Annotated in this window: 14 protein-coding genes; 2 read left to right on the forward strand and 12 right to left on the reverse strand. The window is 48.4% G+C overall.

Features of this window, described 5'->3' with window-relative positions:
- Positions 1–4: 4 nt before the first annotated feature.
- From HGH90_RS27655 to HGH90_RS27700, 10 genes are read right to left on the reverse strand one after another with little or no spacing between them, the layout of a single operon-like run.
- Positions 5–937: a DUF4434 domain-containing protein gene (locus tag HGH90_RS27655; protein WP_168767268.1), complete on the reverse strand. Its 933-nt coding sequence runs from the start codon at positions 935–937 to the stop codon at positions 5–7.
- Positions 937–1,605, reverse strand: a complete 669-nt coding sequence (locus HGH90_RS27660) for a GDSL-type esterase/lipase family protein (RefSeq protein ID WP_169192394.1) — start codon at positions 1,603–1,605, stop codon at positions 937–939. Before HGH90_RS27660 ends, HGH90_RS27655 begins: the two co-directional genes overlap by 1 nt.
- A 1-nt stretch (position 1,606) precedes the next feature.
- Positions 1,607–3,523, reverse strand: coding sequence for a sodium:solute symporter family protein (locus HGH90_RS27665; RefSeq protein WP_169192395.1), 1,917 nt, complete (start codon positions 3,521–3,523; stop codon positions 1,607–1,609).
- 21 nt (positions 3,524–3,544) lie between these two features.
- Positions 3,545–4,216 carry a GDSL-type esterase/lipase family protein gene (locus HGH90_RS27670; protein ID WP_169192396.1) on the reverse strand — a complete coding sequence of 224 codons (672 nt, stop codon included), beginning with the start codon at positions 4,214–4,216 and terminating at the stop codon, positions 3,545–3,547.
- Positions 4,217–4,222: 6 nt separating this feature from the next.
- Positions 4,223–5,602, reverse strand: coding sequence for a DUF5009 domain-containing protein (locus HGH90_RS27675; protein WP_169192397.1), 1,380 nt, complete (start codon positions 5,600–5,602; stop codon positions 4,223–4,225).
- A gap of 4 nt (positions 5,603–5,606) precedes the next feature.
- Positions 5,607–7,010 (reverse strand): family 10 glycosylhydrolase, encoded by a 1,404-nt coding sequence (locus HGH90_RS27680; protein WP_169192398.1) that lies wholly within the window; start codon positions 7,008–7,010, stop codon positions 5,607–5,609.
- Between the two features lie 56 nt (positions 7,011–7,066).
- The gene (locus HGH90_RS27685) at positions 7,067–8,743 is read right to left on the reverse strand and encodes a DUF5018 domain-containing protein (protein WP_169192399.1); all 1,677 of its coding nucleotides are present in this window, start codon (positions 8,741–8,743) and stop codon (positions 7,067–7,069) included.
- A gap of 31 nt (positions 8,744–8,774) precedes the next feature.
- Entirely contained in the window at positions 8,775–10,463 is a 1,689-nt protein-coding gene (locus HGH90_RS27690) for a RagB/SusD family nutrient uptake outer membrane protein (protein WP_169192400.1), read from the reverse strand.
- Positions 10,464–10,481: 18 nt separating this feature from the next.
- Complete coding sequence (locus HGH90_RS27695; protein ID WP_169192401.1) at positions 10,482–13,667, reverse strand: SusC/RagA family TonB-linked outer membrane protein; 3,186 nt, start codon at positions 13,665–13,667, stop codon at positions 10,482–10,484.
- A 30-nt stretch (positions 13,668–13,697) separates the two neighbouring features.
- A complete protein-coding gene (locus HGH90_RS27700; protein WP_168767277.1) occupies positions 13,698–14,921 on the reverse strand; it encodes an AGE family epimerase/isomerase in 1,224 nt (407 codons plus the stop codon).
- A gap of 159 nt (positions 14,922–15,080) precedes the next feature.
- Between HGH90_RS27700 and HGH90_RS27705 the strand changes: the two genes are divergently transcribed.
- On the forward strand, positions 15,081–16,316 hold the full coding sequence (locus tag HGH90_RS27705; protein ID WP_168767278.1) for an ROK family transcriptional regulator: 1,236 nt from the start codon (positions 15,081–15,083) through the stop codon (positions 16,314–16,316).
- 90 nt (positions 16,317–16,406) lie between these two features.
- Positions 16,407–17,609 carry a copper amine oxidase gene (locus tag HGH90_RS27710; RefSeq protein WP_169192402.1) on the forward strand — a complete coding sequence of 401 codons (1,203 nt, stop codon included), beginning with the start codon at positions 16,407–16,409 and terminating at the stop codon, positions 17,607–17,609.
- Between the two features lie 65 nt (positions 17,610–17,674).
- Here HGH90_RS27710 and HGH90_RS27715 read toward each other — a convergent pair whose 3' ends face one another.
- Entirely contained in the window at positions 17,675–18,409 is a 735-nt protein-coding gene (locus HGH90_RS27715; protein WP_169192403.1) for a LytR/AlgR family response regulator transcription factor, read from the reverse strand.
- Positions 18,406–19,470 (reverse strand): sensor histidine kinase, encoded by a 1,065-nt coding sequence (locus HGH90_RS27720; RefSeq protein ID WP_169192404.1) that lies wholly within the window; start codon positions 19,468–19,470, stop codon positions 18,406–18,408. The genes HGH90_RS27715 and HGH90_RS27720 overlap by 4 nt, the downstream gene beginning before the upstream one ends.
- Positions 19,471–19,610: the final 140 nt, after the last annotated feature.

The raw sequence follows: 19,610 nt of genomic DNA on the forward strand, positions 1-19,610 counted from the left end.
CCCCTCAGAACGTGTGCATATATTCCTTGTACCGGTTGTACAAGTGTCCCGCCTGCAGGTAGGCCGACTGGGGACTCATAAAGTGTGAAAATTCAAAAGTAATCGCCTTATCATAACCGGCTTTCCTGGCTGCTTCCAGCTTAAGCCGCAGTTTTTCAAACTTGATGGGAAAAAATTTAATGGGCATGTCCCGGTCAAAACTTTCGGCATTGGTCCAGCATTGCAGCCCATAGCGGTCTGCCATCATTTTATTTACCCGGAAAAAATCCTCCAGTTCATGGTAATCGATATGTCCATCCTGGAAAGCAACTGCATCCACTGCGCCACGGATACCGTCGAAGATTTCGCTCCACTCTTTTTCGTGTTCCAGCAGCGACACGGCATCGGCCTTGGTAAGACCAGCAGAGGCCGCCATCACGGCTTTTTTCCCATCTATCCAGGGCGATATCAGCGTAGGCAGCCCGTTACTTACCTCCTTGCATTGCAGGCCCAGTGTACGAAATGCGTTTGCGGCGCCTTTAGTTTTGCGGCTGATCTCCATACTTAGATACCAACCTTTAAAACTTTTATGATGACCATATGTTTTCCACACTTCGTCTATCACAAAGCGATTGCTGTCTATTTCATGATACATGTCGCCGGTATCCCAATATTTGCCACTATCATACAGTCCGAAATAAAACTGCATATCCATTTCATCAGCCAGTTCCAGGTACATCTTTACCAGGTCGACCGGTGGCTCATAGGCGCCGAATTCCTTTACCAGGTAGCGGGAGGGATAAGTCAGAAATTTACGATAACCGCTACGAATCAGGATAACAGTGTCGATGCCGATGGCTTTCATGTGCTCAAAATCTTTCCGCCATTCTGCCCTGCCCCAGTTCTGATGCGGGATATCGTGGCTGATCTCATCTAAGAAAGTGCCGGTAATTTTCATTATAAGTATTTTTTCCGTTGCAGTATATTTTTCCAGGCCAGGTACCCGGCGCCTTTTAAATGCAGCCCGTCGTTGGTATAGTCGGTACTCAGCTTTCCTTCACTATCGCACAGGGCATCGTGCAAATTTACGTAGATACATCCCCGTTGCACCGCCATGCGTTCCAGCTGCAGGTTAATAGCGGCAATTTGCGCCTCCTTGTGCTGATGCCGGGCAAACTCCGTAAACTGATCGTTGGTAGGCAGGATGCTCTGGACGTACAATTTGGCACCAGGCGACTCCAGGCGGATGCGGTCCATGATCTTTGCATAGTTGCTGATAATCACACTGTCGGGTACGCCATTGGCCAGGTCATTGATACCAACCATGAGGAAGATGCTGGAAGGCTTACGGCGGGTAACTTCCGACAGGCGGTTTAAAATACCGGCAGTCATGTCGCCGCTGATACCGCGGTTCTTAATCTTACAGTTTTTAAACAGATCTGCCCATTCTGCGATATCCGTAATACTATCTCCCAGGAAAATAATTTCGCCAGACTCTGTATCAGGGATCTCATTAAACTGTGTTACCTTTTGCCGGTAATAAGTGCTGCCATAAGTACTGTCGTACTGGGCGGCAGCACTAAGCGGCAGCAGCAGCGCCGCTGCCAATATCATGCGTGTTATCATATTATTCCGTTTCAATAGCTGCGGTGGCAGCTTCCCGATGAACAATATTTGTATTTTCCGCGGCGGTGATATAGAGGCGGTCGTACCAGGTAAACTTCAGTACCACCATACAAGCCAACCATGTACCCATGGCCAGGAAGCCTTTCTCAAAATAACCAAAAACAAAACAGACCGGCATAATTACCATACTCATTTGCCAGCAAATGCCTATCAGGATATTTAGGATATCCCATTTGAGCTGCCGGTTAGGTATAAAGTCAGGATCTGCAGCCCTGGCCCAACGGGCTACCGGCTTCCACCAGCCCCAGGGCCGGGTGTTGGCATAGAAACTGGTAAGCACCTGCTGACTGGGAGCGGGTGTGAGTAAACACCCCAGCACACTGCCGGTCATAGAAAATGCCAGGATAATGAAGAAGGAAATCAACGTGCCGATACCGCTGCCAAATAAATCGGCGTACTGCGGAAAATAGGCCGTGGCCAGCAATCCCATGAGTTTAGGTACAAACGTGGCGGAAATAAGCCCGGTGAGCATGCCCGCAAAATAACCATAGCCATTGAATCGCCACCATATCCATTTCAGCACATTGGCCGCAGCATAGCCGCCATAAAGCGCCGAAGAAATCCACAAGGTGAGAGAGCTAAGCGAGTCGGCAAATAGGCCAAAGATGCAGCCCGTAATGATTACCGCGATAGAAGTAACATAACTCCACTTCACGTAATGTGAAGGCGCCTCATTGGGCTTAAAATACTTTTTATAGAAATCATTTACTAAATAAGCAGGAGCCGCATTCACGAAAGCGGAAAATGTACTCATAAAGGAAGCCAGCAAGCCGGCCAGCACCACGCCTCTCACACCGGCAGGCAGGTAACCGCCCACCACTTTACTCAGTATCACTTCAAAGTCAGGCTTTTGCTGCGCCTGCAATACAGGCATGAAATAATTAATACCGATCAGCGTTAATGCGCTCACCATCATAAACAAAGGGATATACAATACCAGGTTGGTAAAGCCAGTAAGCATAGCCGCCTCTTTGGGCTTCTTGGCACTGAGAATACGCTGCATATCAAAGCCAGGCACAGGGCCTGCGAGACTCGAAAATACGCCTTTGGCAATCATCATCATCACCAGTGCGCCAAACCAGGTAAATCCATCTTCCGCCACTTTCTGGTTGGCCTGTGGAAAAGAATTGCTCCAGTTGACATCCAGCTTCCAGGTTGGCCAGAAATTATTCCACCCCTCCGGTAAGCGATGATGCAACTCGGTGTAGTTCACATCGTGTACCGCGTAAGTTACCACCAGCACACAGCTCACCAGCAAAATGCCATATTGCAGCACTTCTGTGGCCACTACACTATACATCCCTCCTTTTACGGTGTACAAGGTAGTCAGCGCCACAATAATCACTGCGTATGTTTGCTGACTGCTCAGCAAGGGATTAGACAGGTCCCAGGGTAAAATGGTGGCACTGAATTTACCAATACCTACAAATACGTATCCTATAAACCCAATGACGCTTACAATGGCAAAAAGCACTACGATAATATGTGCCAGCCGGCCTCCCCGGTCGTCGCCAAATCGTTTGATGATCCAATCGGCCCCGGTCATCGCATTACTTCGCCTGATCCAGATGGCCAAAAACACCATTACAAAAATCTGGTTCCAGATTGGCCATAGCCAGGGCAGCCAGGCCGCTTTGAAACCGTACACAAAGAGCAACGCCACATAAAAGGCGGTGCCGCTTACATCAAACATCCCGCTGCTATTGCTGAATCCCAGCCAGTACCATTTGATATTATTATCTCCCAAAAAATAAGATTGGATATTTTTGGAAGCTTTCTTTGATATCCAGAATCCAAGCCCCACAATAACGGCCAGATAAAGAAAGATGATCACAATGTCTATTGACGAGAGATTCATGTTCTGCTATTGATAAATGAATTAAATTAATCGTTGTTGTTTCAGCACCTGTACCCATTTCAGGTAGCCTTCCCCGGAAAGATGCAGCCCGTCGTAGGTATAGCGGGCATCCATTTGACCGCTGCGGTCGAGCAGTGCATCGTATATATTCACAAAAGTTACCTTCAAACTAGTCGCCATCTCTTTGAGCCCTGCATTGAGGTCAATAACCTGTTCGTTGGTGCCGGTATAATACTGGCGCCCTATCAGCTGATTATTAATGGGCAATACACTTTGTACAAAAATACGGGTACCTGGAGAAGCCGCCTGCACGGTGCTGATAATGCGGCGATAGGTAGCAACCACAGATGCTGCCGGCATATGCTTGTTGAGATCATTGGTACCCACGAGGATAAAGAGCTTCACCGGACGATGCCGTACTACCTCATCTACCCGGGCCAGTAAACCATTGGTATTATCGCCCGCAATCCCCCTGTTCAGGATGTTGGCCTTTCCCAGGAACTCGCACCAGTCGCCCCACTGCGTAATGCTATCTCCAAAAAATATTACCGGCTTTTTAGCCACCGGTAATTGCCGGAAGTACGCCGTACGGCTGTCGTACAAATAATTATGATAGCTGGAATCCTGCGCCAGCAGCGGTAGTATACCGCCTATACATCCCAGTAGCAACAAAGGAATACTTTTTAATGTCATATCATTTTATGTTTTCCAATACCATTGCCGGTTGGTAAACCAGGCGGCAAGGGCGGTAACTAACCCAGTAAACAAAAATCCTCTTAACACACCGGTAACTGCCTGCTGCTCCATGGCATCAAAAAAATGGATAACGCCGGTGAGCTGCAAAAGCGGTAATAACAACAGGTTGCCCGCAACATAGGCCACCATTGGATTACGGCCGGTAACTGACAGATAATGGATGATGATTTGCCCTACCCGGCTGTATTGCAGCGAGTACAGGGTAATTAATACCAGGAAGGCAAGGCCGGTAGTAACAAAGTAATAGCTAAACGTGGCGGGATCTTTCTTTATGCCGCCCTCAAATGATTCAAAGCATAGCCCCAGTACAACAAGATAAGCACCCGTTTGCAAAAAAAGATACAATAACCGAAAATGTTCCCGGCGCAGGGTAGCCACCGCCAGGTAGCAGAGCAGCAACCCCGCCAAGGTAGCCACCAGGTTAATGGTGGTATACCGGCCAAATAACAGGCATACGTTGCAGATCAGTACAGCCGCCGCGAAATTACCTGCCAGCCGTATCCGGACAATCTCTCCGGCATCCGGTGCCTTGGTGGCTGCACTATATTGCAGCAGCCAGTCGCCAGCCAGCGTACCGGGCAAGAGGATAAACAGGTATTTCAGGAAATCCGCCTGGTACATCCAGGGCAGCGGCGACCAGTGGAGCCAGGTATAACACCAATTACCCGGCTGCGTTCCGCCCAGGTAAATACCGGCCAGCAAAGGCAATAGTGCCAGTCGCCATAACGGATGATTCCGGGTAATATACCACCAGCAAATGCCCGCAAAAGATACATTAGCCAATATCAGGATAATGATATCACTGTTGTATAGCGAAAACCCTTTGTTATCCTCAAAAGGCAACACATATATCAACACCGCTGTAATCACTACGGCCATACCTTTAAGGATACGCCACAAGCGGCTACCGGCAGGCGACTGGAAGAACAAAATAAATAGCAGCCCGAAAGCCAGGATGGCAACTCCATATCCCATGGCTCCGGGCATCGCATGGGCCATTTGCCGGGAGAAGAGCGCAAAGAATACTAACAGCAGGTAACGTTTCACCGCCAGCCAGCCTATAGCCCAAAAGCCCGCTTTCTCCTGTATTCTTTTTTTGAGAGATAAGGGAATGGCAGCGCCCATGCTGAACAGGAAGAACGGAAATACGAGGTCTACCCAACTGATACCGGGCAGCTGCGGATTAAACTGATGTGCAGGCGGCGGTTCCTGCGCATGGTACATCCAGGCAGGCAGTATCCCGAAGGCAATACTGCCTGCCAGCACCATTCCGAAAATGGCCAACCCTCTTAAAGCATCCAGGCTCTGATTACGCTGTTTCATAAATTTATGGCTGTAAGCCCGCCTTTACTTCATCCCACAATGGCACGCCCATATGATTGTACTGCGGCGCATATAAGTGTACCAGGTCAAAGATCATGACGCCGGCTGTTTTAGACAGGATCAGTTTAATGGCTTTACGGATATCGGATTTATTGTTCCACACCGTGTTACCGGCGTCGATACTGCCTACCAGCGGTACTTTACCTTTGGTTACATACCGGCCTCCATTCAGAGAGCCTTCGAGGCTCCACCAGTTATAGGTCAATCCTGCAGTAGCAGGATTATCTGCCAGCATGATCTGTGCATAATAGTTACCCGTCATCAGCAGCCCCAGCTCATCGGCATAACCGTAATCTTTGGTTTGCGGATAGGCCCAGTCCATGCGAAGCACAGGGTCATTAAACGGATCGTACTTTTGACTAGCCCAGTTAACACCCACCGGGTAGTAGTCGCCGTACCAGCCGCCTACATAGGCGCCAAACAGCGCATCTGCACGGGTGGCCTTGATAGCGGCATGTGCTTTCTTTACAAAGTTGTAGATCACACTCATCCGATAGGCCAGCCAGCGTTTGTAATACTTGCCGGTAGCTGCAGGTGTGGTTTGCCCGTTTTCCTGTTTCCAGGAAGAAACAATATCTGTCGGGAAGTTCATGAAATTGGCGTTCTGGTCGTTGAACACGTCTTTCAGGTATTGTACAAACTGCGTTTTGCTATAGTCAGAAAAGTCCGCATCGATATTGGCGTAGCGGGCATAGTCGAGGATAACACCATCCACTGCGTATTTGGTCACGATCTCTTTCAGGATGTTGATGATGCGGTCCTGCACTTCCGGATAAGCGGGGTTCACAAATCCGGGACGGCCTGTTTCGGTAACGGGTACCCGTTTACCACTGGCGTCACATACGATGGCCTGGTATTTATTTTTAAAGGTGGCATCTTCGAAAACGGCGCCGGTCTTCGCATCATTATCTCCTTCTACAAAAGTCATCACGGAGGCATACACTTTCATCTTCCTTTCTTTGGCGGTTTTCACCATAAAGTCGAGATAGTCTACCCCTGCCGGCAGCGATTTTCCATTATGGCTGGCCACTTTGCTGGTATAGGCGCTGGGAAAAACGGTATGCCCGGAAGATTCTTTTACATCTACCACCAATGCGGTGATACCGATTTGTTGCAATGTATCCAGCGTTTTACGGATAGCCGCCGTGTCATTAAAACGGCCATAGGTGCCAAATACGTTGGCGTTCAAATCTATCCAGACAATCGCTTCCTTTTTACCTCCGGGTGTTACCAGGGTATCGGTGCCCTCATCGGGATCCACGACGGGAATAGAGTTATTATTCTTTTTACATCCGGCTACCACTATCAATAGCAGCAACAGCGCAGGAATGATATGTATTTTTTTCATGAGGCAGTGCTTTAAAAAACCGGAGCATAGGATGCGCTATGCTCCGGACGGAGTGATTAATAGGTGGTCAGTTCATATCCAATGATCCCCACGTTGGTCAGCAGCATATAAATGTAGGCGCTGGACCTGTCGGGCGCAAAAGACACGCACACGTCACCGGTACCGTTGCCATTGTCGGCTGGGCCGGCGATAGACTCAGCGTTGAATACATTAAACGCACCGTAGGCCGGGTTGGCAGGCGACATGCTCACCGCCGCCGGATCGGTAACATCGAACAGGGCGATATTGCCATTATTAAGACTCCAGGAGTTGTATTTCAAAAAGGCCAGGTAGCTGGCGCCGTTGAAATTGAAGTACACAGAAGGCGCATGGAAAATATAACCGGCAGCATCGGTATTGAAAGCCGCAATACGGGCGTTGCTGCCTCCATTTACCATCGCTATTTCACTGCCATAATTTATGAAGTAAGTACTGGAGAAAGAAGCCGCTGTAGGTAATGCATCTGCCAGGTAACCTATGTTATCAGTGCCTTTATAGGTAGCTACCACCGGCGCTGCGTTAACATCTGGTGTGTTAGTGGCATTCACAATTTTACCATTGTGGATACGCCATTTGTAGATGTCCGCGGTTTGAGAGGCCGTTGCATAGATCACAGCATCTTTATACAGATCTCCGTATATGCGTACCCGCCGGCCTACGCCTGCCCAAGCGGTAGTATTGCTCCATTCCAGGATCTTTTCCGGTGCGGGATCGGTAGCACTCTTCCAGCGATATAAAGTGAATTTATCATTCAGGGCTGCAAAGCTGGCGCCTACTAAAGCTCCCATAGAATCGTTCTGCATTTGGAAGGAATAGAAATTGCTGACTGGCAATGGCATATCCTGTACGTAGTTGCCAGTAGTACGATTAAACAGACGCAATTTCGACGGGTTGGTATTGCTCACCACCACCAGGTAATCGCCGCTCACGGCCATACTGGTTTCGGTGTAGTTGGTGCTGATACCTCCGCCGCCGGAAGCTGCGCCCAGCTTTACAAACAGCTTACGGGTAATACCAATGCCATAAGGTTTCTTCACCGGTGGCAGTACTTTTAGCGTATATGGTTTTACGATGCCGTCGATACTTTTTACGGTAAAGGGTACCGGGTTGGAAAGGTTTACGGTGGCGCCATCGGCGATGGATACCGTAGAGTGACTGTTGACCGTTACACTCACCTGTGCCTTCGATACATCTACACCTGGCAGTACGTAAAAGATCACGTCATTATCTTTCATTACGGCTTCCACTTCTGTGTCGGCGCCATCGAGCAGGTAGTGCATGGTAGCTTTTTTCACAGTCACATCTCCTACTTTTTTTGCTACTACCACCAGCTTGCTTTTCTGGCCGGTGCCGCCGGTAATTTCCAGGCTAATGGGTTTAGACATATCCATCAACGTACCGATAGCGGGGCGCATTACGGCGTCCAGTGGCAGGTTGGCACGTAATATTAATTTATGGATATCTGTTTCGTTATCTGATTCTACCGGGTAGAAATAAGGTACTTCGATAAAAGCGCTGTCTTTGGCCGTATTGTATACCGGTTCAAAGGTGGCATCTTTTACGCCGGGCAACTCCAGCCAAATCGACTGCGGTTTGCTGTCTTCTTTTGGAAAGATGGGTTCCGGCTTGTGGCAGGCAGTAAACGCCATGCCTAACCCCATGATGATTGCAGGTACTTGATATATATTTCGCATGTACAAATCATTTATTGTTACGCATAGCTGGTTACCAGCCCTGAATTTGTTTCATTGCCGGATTGTTCACAATTTCGGTTTGTGTGATCGGCATGTAGTAGAAAGATGTTGGGAAATAACGGTTTTCCTTATCGCAGTCTACTTCCGTATAATCGAAACCGCTACCGTTGGCCGTTACCTTATGTCCGTGGAAGCGCACGTTGTTTAATACGATATGCGCTTTGCGCCAGCGGCGCAGGTCCCAATAACGATGGCCTTCGAAGGCCAGTTCCACTTTGCGTTCATGCTCAATAGCGGCCATCATCGCTTCTGGCGTGGCTGCGGGCACTCCGGGCAGGCCTACCCGGGATCTTACCTTATTCAGGGAGGTCTTGGCTTCTGTTATTTTGCCCAGTTTGGTCAATGCTTCTGCATGTATCAGTAGTATTTCTGCATAGCGCATTTCTACCCAGGGCTGGTTGCTGTTGAGCACCAGGATATCCGTGTTGGTTTCGTCCAGCATTTTACGCTGGTAGTAGCCGGTCACTGTTTTGCGCGGATCGCTGTTTACTTTAAAATCGATGTAGCCTTCCTTATCGTCCTCGGGTGTAGTGTTTACGGTTCTGCCTTTCCACGAGGCGCCGTTATAAATAACGGAGGCATAGAACCTTGGTTCTCTGCCGGCATACGGATCTGCTTTCATATCGGCTTCTGACCAGGAAAATTTACGGCCATCTGCCATTTCATATTCATTCACCAGTTCGGCAGTAGGTACGCCGGTAGCGCCGCCGCCCGCTACATCTGCCGGGGGAGAGAAGAAGAAGTCCAGCTGGTGTGTAACGCCCGGACGCTGGTAATACACAGCAAAGATAGCCTCCTTGCTGTTGCCGTTCAGAAATGCTTTGGCATAATCTGTTTCCAGGTCGTAGATACCCAGCGCGATCACCGCAGCAGCAGCATCTGCTGCGTGTTGATAGTACTCCGTTTTCTTAGAAGCAGGAACACCGGTGAGTGGATCTTTATTAAATTGTTTGTTGTCGTACTCCGCTACCGATGCAGCGTATAGCCATGACCGTGATAGCAATCCATAGGCGGCGCCCTGGGTAACTCTTCCTTTCTGTGCTGCAGGCCATTCTTTTGGTAAATGCTGTGCTGCGAAATTAAGATCGGCAGCAATAAAATTCCAGACGTCATCTTCGCTGGAGCGGGCGTGATTTTTATCGGCAGGGAGTTTATCCATAATGATTACGCTACCGTTGATACGCGCCAGCCAGAAGTAGTTATAAGCGCGCAGATAGCGGGCTTCTGCTTCAAACTGCACTTTTTGCTGGTCGGTGAGTTTGCTATACAGCTGCATGCCATTCAGGAACTCGTTGATACGGCGGATGTTGCCATAGGCGTCGTCCCAGACAGAGATGCTGGGCGAAGCAGCATTCACCTGTCCGGGATTATAAGCCAGCCTGTTCACTGTTCCATTCCCCATGGAATTGGAAGTATATTTTTCGATATCAGTAAAGGCATCGGTAGCGTTGCTATAGCCGATGGGAAACTGACCGAAAGCATAGGTCTTAAATTGATCGTATAAACCGTACATGTACAGGTCTACGTTGGCGGCATCTTTCCAGATAGCCGCGTCGGAGTAACGGTCGCCGGGCATACCATCCAGCTTGCAGGACTGTACGCTGCCTGCCAGCGTGAGCAGCAGTAAGGCCGTTTTTATATGAGTGCGTAATGTGGTCATAAGTAATCGCTTTTCCGTTTAGAAAGTAAGGTTAGCACCGAAAGACATCATTTGTTGCTGAGGATAGAAGCCGTTGTTGGCATTAGGCATTTCAGGATCCATGTACTTCAGGTGATCGAAGGTGAGGAGGTTGAAGCCTGCCAGGTAAAAGCGGCATTTTTCCACATTCAGGGCTCTCAGTACGGAAGCCGGTAAGGTTACTCCCAGCTGGGCAGACTTGAGCCGCACATAAGCGCCATTTCTCACCCACTGCGAGTTGGCCCAGCCGTTGTGGTTTGGGAAACCTGCCCTGTCGGCTGTTAAGCGTGGATAACGTGCATTCGGGTTATCGGGGGTCCAGGCTTGTTCTACGAGGTAGTAAGGGCTGTTACCACCACCATAAAACGGACGGGTAAATGGTGTGTTATCATTCACGCCCCAGGTGCCGGACGAACCTTCATATTCCCCACCCAGTGATACATCTCTCAAACCAGCACCCTGGATCAGGGCAGAGAAATCAAAGATGCCATAACGCAGTTCCAGGTTTAAGCCATACATGAGCTGCGGTATATTACTGCGACCCATATACGTAATATCATCGGTGGTAATCTTGCCATCGCCGTTGATATCGCGGTATTTGATGAATCCCGGCGCAGCGCCACCACTGGGAGAAGAGGCCCAGTTATTTACTTCCTCCCAGGTTTGGAACAGGCCTTCGGAAATAAAGCCTTTCTTTTCACCGATGCTTCTGCCCGGGCTTCTCTGCCAGGCAGGCAACCCATCGGGGTCATTCTTCACGAGTATTTTATTGCGCGACCAGTTGAGGTTACCGGTTATCGCATAGTCAAACTTGTTATTTACTTTATGACGATGCGTCAACTGCAGGTCAAATCCTCTTACATCGGCCATACCGCGGTTTACCACGGTTGGATAATAACCTCCCATGGAAGGCGGGAATAAGTTGCCTTGAACGTCGAGAATGTCTTTGGTGAGTTTGTAGAAATAATCGGCCGACACGCTCAATCCTCCATGGAAGAGCGTAGCATCTATACCTACGTTAGTATTGTAGGCTTTTTCCCAGGTAAGACTGGTGCTGGGAATAGCGCCTGAGTAGATGCCAGAAACGGATTTATCGCCTATGACTGATACCGGGTTGGCCGACAGGGAAAATGTCTGGAGATATTGGTAATCGCTGTAACCCTGGTCGTTACCCAGCTTTCCGTAAGAGGCTCTCAGTTTCAGGAAGTCTACTTTATCTTTCAGCTGGTTGAAGAAATTTTCTTCACTGAGCACCCAGGCGGCAGAAGCTGCGGGAAAGAAACCCCAACGGTTATACGTAGGGAAGTAGAGCGATCCATCGTAGCGGGATACCAGTTCCAGCAGGTATTTATTTTTATAGGCGTAGTTGATTCTTGTTACCAGGCCGGCGCGGGCATTGGTGCCGCTATTGCCGGTAGGTTGTACAATGTATTTATTATCCTTGTCGCGGAAATCAATTTCCTTCAGCTCTGTGAGTGGCAGGTTGGCGCCACCGGCAGAGAAGCTATTTCTATCTGTCTGGGAATATTCATACAGTGCCAGCGCTTTGATGCTATGGCTGCCTATTTCCGTGCTATAGTTGATACTTGGCTGGAAAGTTTGCCGGGAGTTGTTAGCCTGCGATTGGCGAATAGTGTTGATATTGATACCCGGAGGAGTAGATGGATTCCAGTACCAGCCGGAGCTGCCTTGTTCTCTTACCATGAGGTTATAGGGTTCGGTCCATCCCCGGAATTCCTGGAAGGATTTATCGTAGGCGGTCATCAGTTTCAGGTCCAGTCCTTTTACATAAGGTATATGCGCGGTAAAGGTCATAGCGCCCTGGAAGGTGCTGGTAACATACCGTTGCCAACCGGAGTTGTCGATGGCGGCGATGGGATTCACAATACCGGAGTTGGAGCGGGTGGCGGTGGGCACGCCGTTGTACGTAGCCGGGATATTGGGCAGCGTTCTTACCGCCTGATAAAAAGGGTTCATGTATTCACCATCATCGGCCGGGATACCGGTACTGTTGCGGGTTTCCTGGCGGGCTCCCAGATCCAGCGCTACGGAAAACACCTTGCTGATATTTGCATCGAGGTTGGTGCGCACATTGTATCGTTTGTAGTCAGACCCTTTTACTACGCCTTCCTGGTTCAGGTAACTGGCGTTGGAGAAATATCTTATTTTATCGGTCCCTCCTCTCACGCTTACGCTATGGTGTTGCGCCATTGTTTTGCGCCCGGTGAGCATACCGGTCCAGTCGGTGTTGCCAAGGAAAGGATCTTTGTTGGTACCGTTGCGTAGGGCGGCTATCTGTGCATCAGAATAGGTATAAGGGATAGGATCGCCGCCGGTAGCGGTGAGGTAATCGTTGTCCATTTGCTCTCCTTTTTTGAACCAGTACATATAATCTGGTCCGTCGAGGAATTTGGGAAAGCGGGTGAAGGCGGTGCGGGTCACTTCTCCGTCGTAAGATACCACGGGCTTGCCGGAGTTACCTCTTTTGGTGGTGACGAGGATTACGCCGTTGGCGCCCTGTACACCATAGGTAGCGGCAGCAGCCGCATCTTTCAGGATAGAAATGCTTTCCACTTCAGATGGATCGAGGTTGGCGAAAGAGCGTTGTACCCCATCTACAATCACCACCGGGCTGTTGTTGTTATAGGTGCCTTGTCCACGAATGAGGAGGGAGGCGTCATCAAATCCCGGGCGGCCGGAAGTTTGGGTAGCTACCAATCCGGGCAGGCGGCCTGCCAGCATGTTGGTGAGGTTCATGGCGGGTGTTTTCTTTAGCTCGGCGGAAGAAATCTGTGCCACACTACCGGTGAGGGATGATTTCTTCTGGGTGCCATAGCCCACTACCATTACTTCATTCAGTTCTTTTGCATTTTCTTTCAGTACGGCATTAAAGGCAATTCCCGGTGTAGCCGTTACCGTGAGTGGGGAAAAGCCGGTCATAGAAATTACTACCGTTACCGGGGCATCGCCGGCGTTGAGGCTGAAGGTTCCATCGATGCCGGACACGATTCCTTTCTTAGTGCCTTTTACCAGAATGGTGGCGCCCGGCAGAGCGTTGCCTTTTTCGTCTCTGACGGTACCTGTCACATTTTTGTTTTGTGCTATCGCCAGTGTATGCTGCATGATAAAGGCTATCATCAGCATTAGTGTGCGCCACATAAGCACATTTAGATTTGGTTTACTCATAACTTTTAATTTACAGGAAGGATAAAAGCATTATTGTCTGTTACTGTTTTCGAAGGTGGAATATACCTGGTAGAGGGCGCGTGGAACGTGGAAGGCGCCTTTCCATTTACCACCTTTCAGCGGAAGTAATACTTGTCCCTGGCGGTTCAGGTAGCCGAACCATTCACCATATGCCGCATCGCGGAAATGTTGCCAGGTATAGTCGTGTACTTTAAGGAACCATTCGGCGCAGCGTTTGTCGCCGGTAAACACGTATCCTTTGGCCAGTGCGATGAGTGCTTCTACATGTACCCACCACAGTTTCTGGTCCCATTCCAGTTGCTGGGGCGGGTGGCCGAGGATGTCTTTAAAATAGAGGATGCCGCCGTATTGCTGATCCCATCCATATTCCAGGGTATCGAGCATTATATCGCATGCTTTGCGCAGGAGTGTAGGATCCTGCAGGCGGCGGGCCAGGTCCATGATAAACCACATGGCTTCAATACCGTGACCGGGATTGACGAGGCGGCCATCGAAACTATCTGAGAAATGGCCGTTGGCGAATACATTTTCTACGATAAGTTTTTTGTCTGGTTGATAAAAAACGTCCATTACTTCATGGAGTACGGTAGGGATAAAAGCGGATACTTTGTCAGCCCCGAGGAGGTGTTCCATTTCGAGCGACAGGTTACACAGGATCATGGGTAAGCTGAAGCTCTTGAGGGGCCTGGTTCCCGGGTAGGCCTTATTATAGTTGCCTTTGGAATTTTCCTGGCGGTGGAGGATGTTGTCAAAAGTAGTGAGGGCTATTTCCTTAAAGCGGTCGCTGGGCGCTGCTTTGTCGAGCGAGGCAAATCCCATGGCAGCGAAGCAGTCGCTAAAGATGTTATACGCCTGTACCAGGGGTTTGCCTTGTTGGTTGAGGGAGAAGTACCAGTTACCGTTTTCATCGCGGCCATATTTTTCCATAAACGCGGCGCCGTGAAGAGCCATGTCGAGCCATTCCTGGCGGGGTGCTATTTTATTGAACATATGGCTGAAGCACCATACCTCGCGGCCTTGCAGCCACATAAATTTATCGGTATCGAATACGCTGCCATCGCGATTCAGACAGGTAAAGTAGCCACCGTATTTTTCATCTTTGCTATGCTGCACCCAAAACGGTAAAATATTGTCGAGTAATTCATCTTTATACAGTGCGGCATAATAGTCTTTATCTAACGCGGCTGGTGTTTGTCCTCCTGGTTGTGGCTGATCGGCTACTTTTGGTTGCATCCTTTTTAAATTATTTTATTTACAGAGGACAATTTATAATTAATTTAATTACCAAACAATCATTACTAAATATTTTTATTAATTAATGATGTTTCAAGACAACTTTGTTAACTTTATTAATTAAATAGTACTTTTAAAGAAAAATATCACACTTATTGCATGACAACCCAGGAAAGCATATTTGAAATTTTTTCAGAAGAAACCCTGGCCGGAGTGGCCTACAAGAACAAATCCCTGAAGAGAGCCATCATCGACCATCTGGACCAGGCAGGCAACAGCACCATTACTGACTTAACCCTTGCCTTAAACATCAGTGTACCCAAAACCACCAGTCTCATTAATGAACTGATCAGCGACGGTATTGTAAAAGATTACGGGAAAGACGACTCCAAAGGTGGGCGCAGGGCCAGCATGTACGGCCTGGTAGCGGAATCCGGATTTTTTATCGGCGTAGATATTAAGAACTTTTACGTCAACCTCGGGTTGCTCGACTTTAAAAAGGAACTGGTAACGTCGGAAATGCGGGTACCCTTTACCCTGGCCAACACCCCCGAATCGTTTCATGACCTGATCCAGATTATCCTGCAGTTCATTAATAATGTAACAGTAGATAAGAAGAAGATCTTTGCGGCCTGCCTGAATCTCTCCGGGCGTATCAACAGTGAAAAAGGTTATAGCTATAGCTATTTCCACTTCAATGAAGAGCCCCTGAGCCAGATCGTAGAAAATGCCATCGGCATCAAAACCTTTGTGGAAAACGACTCCAGGGCGATGGCCTATGGGGAATTTTACAATGGCACCGTACACGACGAAAAGAATGTATTGTTTCTCAACCTGGACTATGGTATCGGGTTGGGTATTATGATAGACGGAAAGATATACCGGGGTAAATCCGGTTTCAGTGGCGAGTTTGGCCATATCCCTATTTTCTCCAATGAACTCATTTGTCACTGTGGCAAAAAGGGTTGCCTGGAAACGGAAGCCTCCGGGCAGGCGCTGATCCGCATGTTCAAGGAAAGAATAGAACAAGGCCATACCTCCAGCCTGCTGCAGCAAAAGAAAATGCCGGAAAACCTGCGCGTATCCGACATTATACAGGCTACCATGAGTGAAGATGTGCTCTGCATAGAACTGATTGCCGAACTGGGCGAAAAAATAGGCCGCGGTATTTCCGTGCTAATCAATCTCTTTAACCCGGAACTGGTGATCATCGGCGGTACCCTGGCTGAAACGGGCGACTATATCCGCCTCCCCATCCGAAGTGCCCTCAATAAATATTCCCTTAGCCTGGTAAATAACGATACCCAGCTGCGTATGTCCAAACTGCATGAAAAAGCCGGTATTATTGGTGGTTGCCTGATTGCACGACACAATCTCCTGTCTTTTAATAAATAATTACATCAACGGTCATTATTTTTTAAATTATTTTATTAAGTTTGTTTCGATTAATAATAATATTAACTATTCATCGCAACAAATTCCCGCATGTTAAAGACGAGTATATCAACCACCGGAAAAAAAACTTTGTTATTCAGTTGTGCCCTGGTAACCGGCTACCTGGCACACGCACAACAGATGACCGCCGCCTTGAACAACGTCATTAAAAATACGCCGCAGGGGCATACCATGCAGGTGCCCGGCCTACTTAGTGAACAGATACCGGCACTTCCCTACCAGAAAATTGTATTACCTGGTCCCCAGTTCCTGATCTCAGATGACCCGGAATATATTCGTGTACCCGAAGGCGTAGCCCTTAGAGAGCCTGTACAACCCGGTTCAGTAAGATTATACCTGTATAACGTAAACGGCGTACAGGAACCGGAAAAAATGGACCGTAAAATAGCCGCGGTAATCAAAAATACTGGTAATCAGCCTATGCATATCCGCATGCTGAAATACTCTTCCCAACAACCTACCACCAATTATTTCTTTGCAGGCAAACAGGGACTGGCCGACTTCTTCCAATCGCAGCCCGAAACCGTAGCCCGTGAAGTAAAGCCCGGCGCCTCCATCTGCCTGGACCCTAAACAGGATAAGGCAGTGGTAAAGTATGATGAACTGGTGCACGGCTTCTATGAATTTGTGATTGACCAACCCGGCGAAGTCAGCATCGTGCAAACCGACCTGAAAACGCCGGCTACCGTAGCTGCCAGCCGTGTCAAAAACGCTCTCGCCACCAAGCAGTATGCAGGCGCCGGCCGCGGCACCTACGGCATCAGCAACTATCGCATCATCGTAAAAGATACACTCGACACCAAAAATGGCCTGACACAGGTATTGGTAGCCGACGGCGAAAAAGATCCCTGGGTAATCGGGAAAGAAGCCACTACCGGCGAACTGAAAAGCCTGGACGGCAATTACGGTATCCTCTACAACATAGAGCTGTCGTGGAAAAGCTCTGATGGCAAGGCACTGGCACTCATGACATGGAACCCCCGGGGCGACAACGGTCAATGGTGCGGCGGTATGGCCAACACCATGGTAGTAAGCAGCGGTAAATTTAAAGAAGGCGTAATACAATTGCCCAGCAACCAACTGGTAACGACCAAAGCACCGGAAGCTATCCTCATCCAGGTATTTACGCCTCCTGCCGGCGGCGGCGTTCAGAAAGTACATTTCACCTACTCGCCCCCCGGAGCCTCCTGTTTACCAACACCGCTGGTGTTGGTGCCGGTTGATCTGAAATAATCCTTCCGCCATTACTATATACGCAAAAGGTGCAGTTGTTTATGACCGCACCTTTTTCGTTTTTGTTATCTTTCGGTATGCCCCAGCGCTTTCATCACCTCTGCCTTGTACTGGCGCCCAATAGGCAACTCCAGTCCTCCAACGTCTATCAGGGTAGCGCTGAACGATTTTATTTTATCAATCACAATAATATAGGAACGGTGAATACGCAGAAACTGCTCATCGGGTAACTTCTCTTCCAGGTAAGTAATCCGTTGATACGTAATAATATCCTGTGAAACAGTTCTCACTTTTACATAATCATTCAAACTCTCAATACAGATAATATCTTTCAACAATACCTTGATCATCTTCTTATCTACCTTCAGGTAAATAAAACTCTCTGCCGACACGCCATGCAACAACGGCAGAAAGCCGGGATGCACGGTCACGGTATCCCGTAAGGCCTGGTACTTATTAATCGCCGCCAGGAAACGCTCAAAAGACACTGGCTTTAACAAATAGTCAAGTACATTTAACTCAAAACCATCTACCGCATAATCGCGGTAAGCGGTGGTAAGGATAACAGCCGGACGGCTGGATAGCGTCTTTAAGAAATCTAATCCCGATAATTTGGGCATCTGAATATCGAGAAACAACAAGTCTACTTTATGCTGTTGCAAAAACAACATAGCGGCAATGGCGTTATCACATTTTCCTAACATAGTGAGGTTATCCAATTGCCCGATAAATGTAGCAATGACATCGGCTGCCAACGGCTCATCATCTACCACCAGGCATTTTATTTTGCTGATACTCATCCGGGTAATTTAATTTTCAGGTCAACGGTATAGCGGCCAGGTTCTTTTTTCTGCTGCAGTTCATGCGCCTGCGGATATAACAGCATCAGACGACGTACTACATTTTGTAAACCGATGCCGTTGCACAGGTTCGCAGGCGCAGGCGTATCTTCTACCAGGTCGGTATGGCTATTTTCTACTTTCACCTGCAACCAATCCCCTTTCACCTTAATATCAATGGTCACCCACACTGCGTCAGTTTCATTACTTACTCCATGCTTGAATGCATTTTCCACAAACGGGATCAGCAGCAACGGCGCTACCTGTCGCAGCCCGGTATCGCCCGATACGTTCAGCGATACATCGAGGCGATTGCCATAGCGCAGCTGCTCCAGCTGTATATAATTCTGGATATGGCTGATTTCCTTGTCCAATGCAATACCGGCCAGTTGTGCATCATACAACATATAGCTCATTAGTTCCGACAACTTCAATACTACGACCGGCGCTACCGGTGATGCCTGGAGAGTTAGCGAGTACAGGTTATTCAAAGTATTAAAAAGAAAATGGGGATGTACCTGTGCCTTCAGAAAATTCAATTCCGCTCCCAGCTTTTCTCTTGCCAGTTCCTGCTGGTGCTGTTCCTGGTAATAAGATTGTTTAAAGATACGCAACACCAGGGTGAACATTAATACCGGGCTTAAAAACCACAACATGGCCTTCAACAAAAAGTACCACACAAAAATATCGTCCCGATGAGTGGTTTCACTTAGAAAAACAGGTTCAAATACACATTCCGACAGTACCCGGTTCATCAATGAAGCTGCAAAGAGTAATACAATGGCACTTATAATATACCACCCATATCGCTTACGGACAAATAACCAGGGAAACAATACGTACATATTCATATAGGCCACCAATACTGCGCCGGGCAGCCCCATTAATTCTATGGTGAAATAGTACCGCCATCCATCGTCTCCATCGGAATGTACACCGGTAAACACCAGTATATACATGCTCCAAAAGAGCAGATGTGTTAACCACCGGTGACGGCCTATATTAAAATTATCTATACTCATTTGTCAACCAACCATATAAAAGTAGTTATTCCCCTGTACCTGTCTGTTTATTTCGACCAACAGCCATTTGTGCACCGGATACGACATCTTCCGTATGCTGCGGTTATATCCCGGTTACAGTTGGTTGTTGGGCGAAATTC

The sequence above is a fragment of the Chitinophaga sp. Ak27 genome (assembly GCF_012726295.1).
Lineage (GTDB): Bacteria > Bacteroidota > Bacteroidia > Chitinophagales > Chitinophagaceae > Chitinophaga.

Bases quoted from the DNA above. Each gene is read 5' to 3' on its own strand.
- HGH90_RS27655 (WP_168767268.1), bottom strand. From the start codon at position 937: ATGAAAATTACCGGCACTTTCTTAGATGAGATCAGCCACGATATCCCG.
- HGH90_RS27660 (WP_169192394.1), bottom strand. From the start codon at position 1,605: ATGATAACACGCATGATATTGGCAGCGGCGCTGCTGCTGCCGCTTAGT.
- HGH90_RS27665 (WP_169192395.1), bottom strand. From the start codon at position 3,523: ATGAATCTCTCGTCAATAGACATTGTGATCATCTTTCTTTATCTGGCC.
- HGH90_RS27670 (WP_169192396.1), bottom strand. From the start codon at position 4,216: ATGACATTAAAAAGTATTCCTTTGTTGCTACTGGGATGTATAGGCGGT.
- HGH90_RS27675 (WP_169192397.1), bottom strand. From the start codon at position 5,602: ATGAAACAGCGTAATCAGAGCCTGGATGCTTTAAGAGGGTTGGCCATT.
- HGH90_RS27680 (WP_169192398.1), bottom strand. From the start codon at position 7,010: ATGAAAAAAATACATATCATTCCTGCGCTGTTGCTGCTATTGATAGTG.
- HGH90_RS27685 (WP_169192399.1), bottom strand. From the start codon at position 8,743: ATGCGAAATATATATCAAGTACCTGCAATCATCATGGGGTTAGGCATG.
- HGH90_RS27690 (WP_169192400.1), bottom strand. From the start codon at position 10,463: ATGACCACATTACGCACTCATATAAAAACGGCCTTACTGCTGCTCACG.
- HGH90_RS27695 (WP_169192401.1), bottom strand. From the start codon at position 13,667: ATGAGTAAACCAAATCTAAATGTGCTTATGTGGCGCACACTAATGCTG.
- HGH90_RS27700 (WP_168767277.1), bottom strand. From the start codon at position 14,921: ATGCAACCAAAAGTAGCCGATCAGCCACAACCAGGAGGACAAACACCA.
- HGH90_RS27705 (WP_168767278.1), top strand. From the start codon at position 15,081: ATGACAACCCAGGAAAGCATATTTGAAATTTTTTCAGAAGAAACCCTG.
- HGH90_RS27710 (WP_169192402.1), top strand. From the start codon at position 16,407: ATGTTAAAGACGAGTATATCAACCACCGGAAAAAAAACTTTGTTATTC.
- HGH90_RS27715 (WP_169192403.1), bottom strand. From the start codon at position 18,409: ATGAGTATCAGCAAAATAAAATGCCTGGTGGTAGATGATGAGCCGTTG.
- HGH90_RS27720 (WP_169192404.1), bottom strand. From the start codon at position 19,470: ATGAGTATAGATAATTTTAATATAGGCCGTCACCGGTGGTTAACACAT.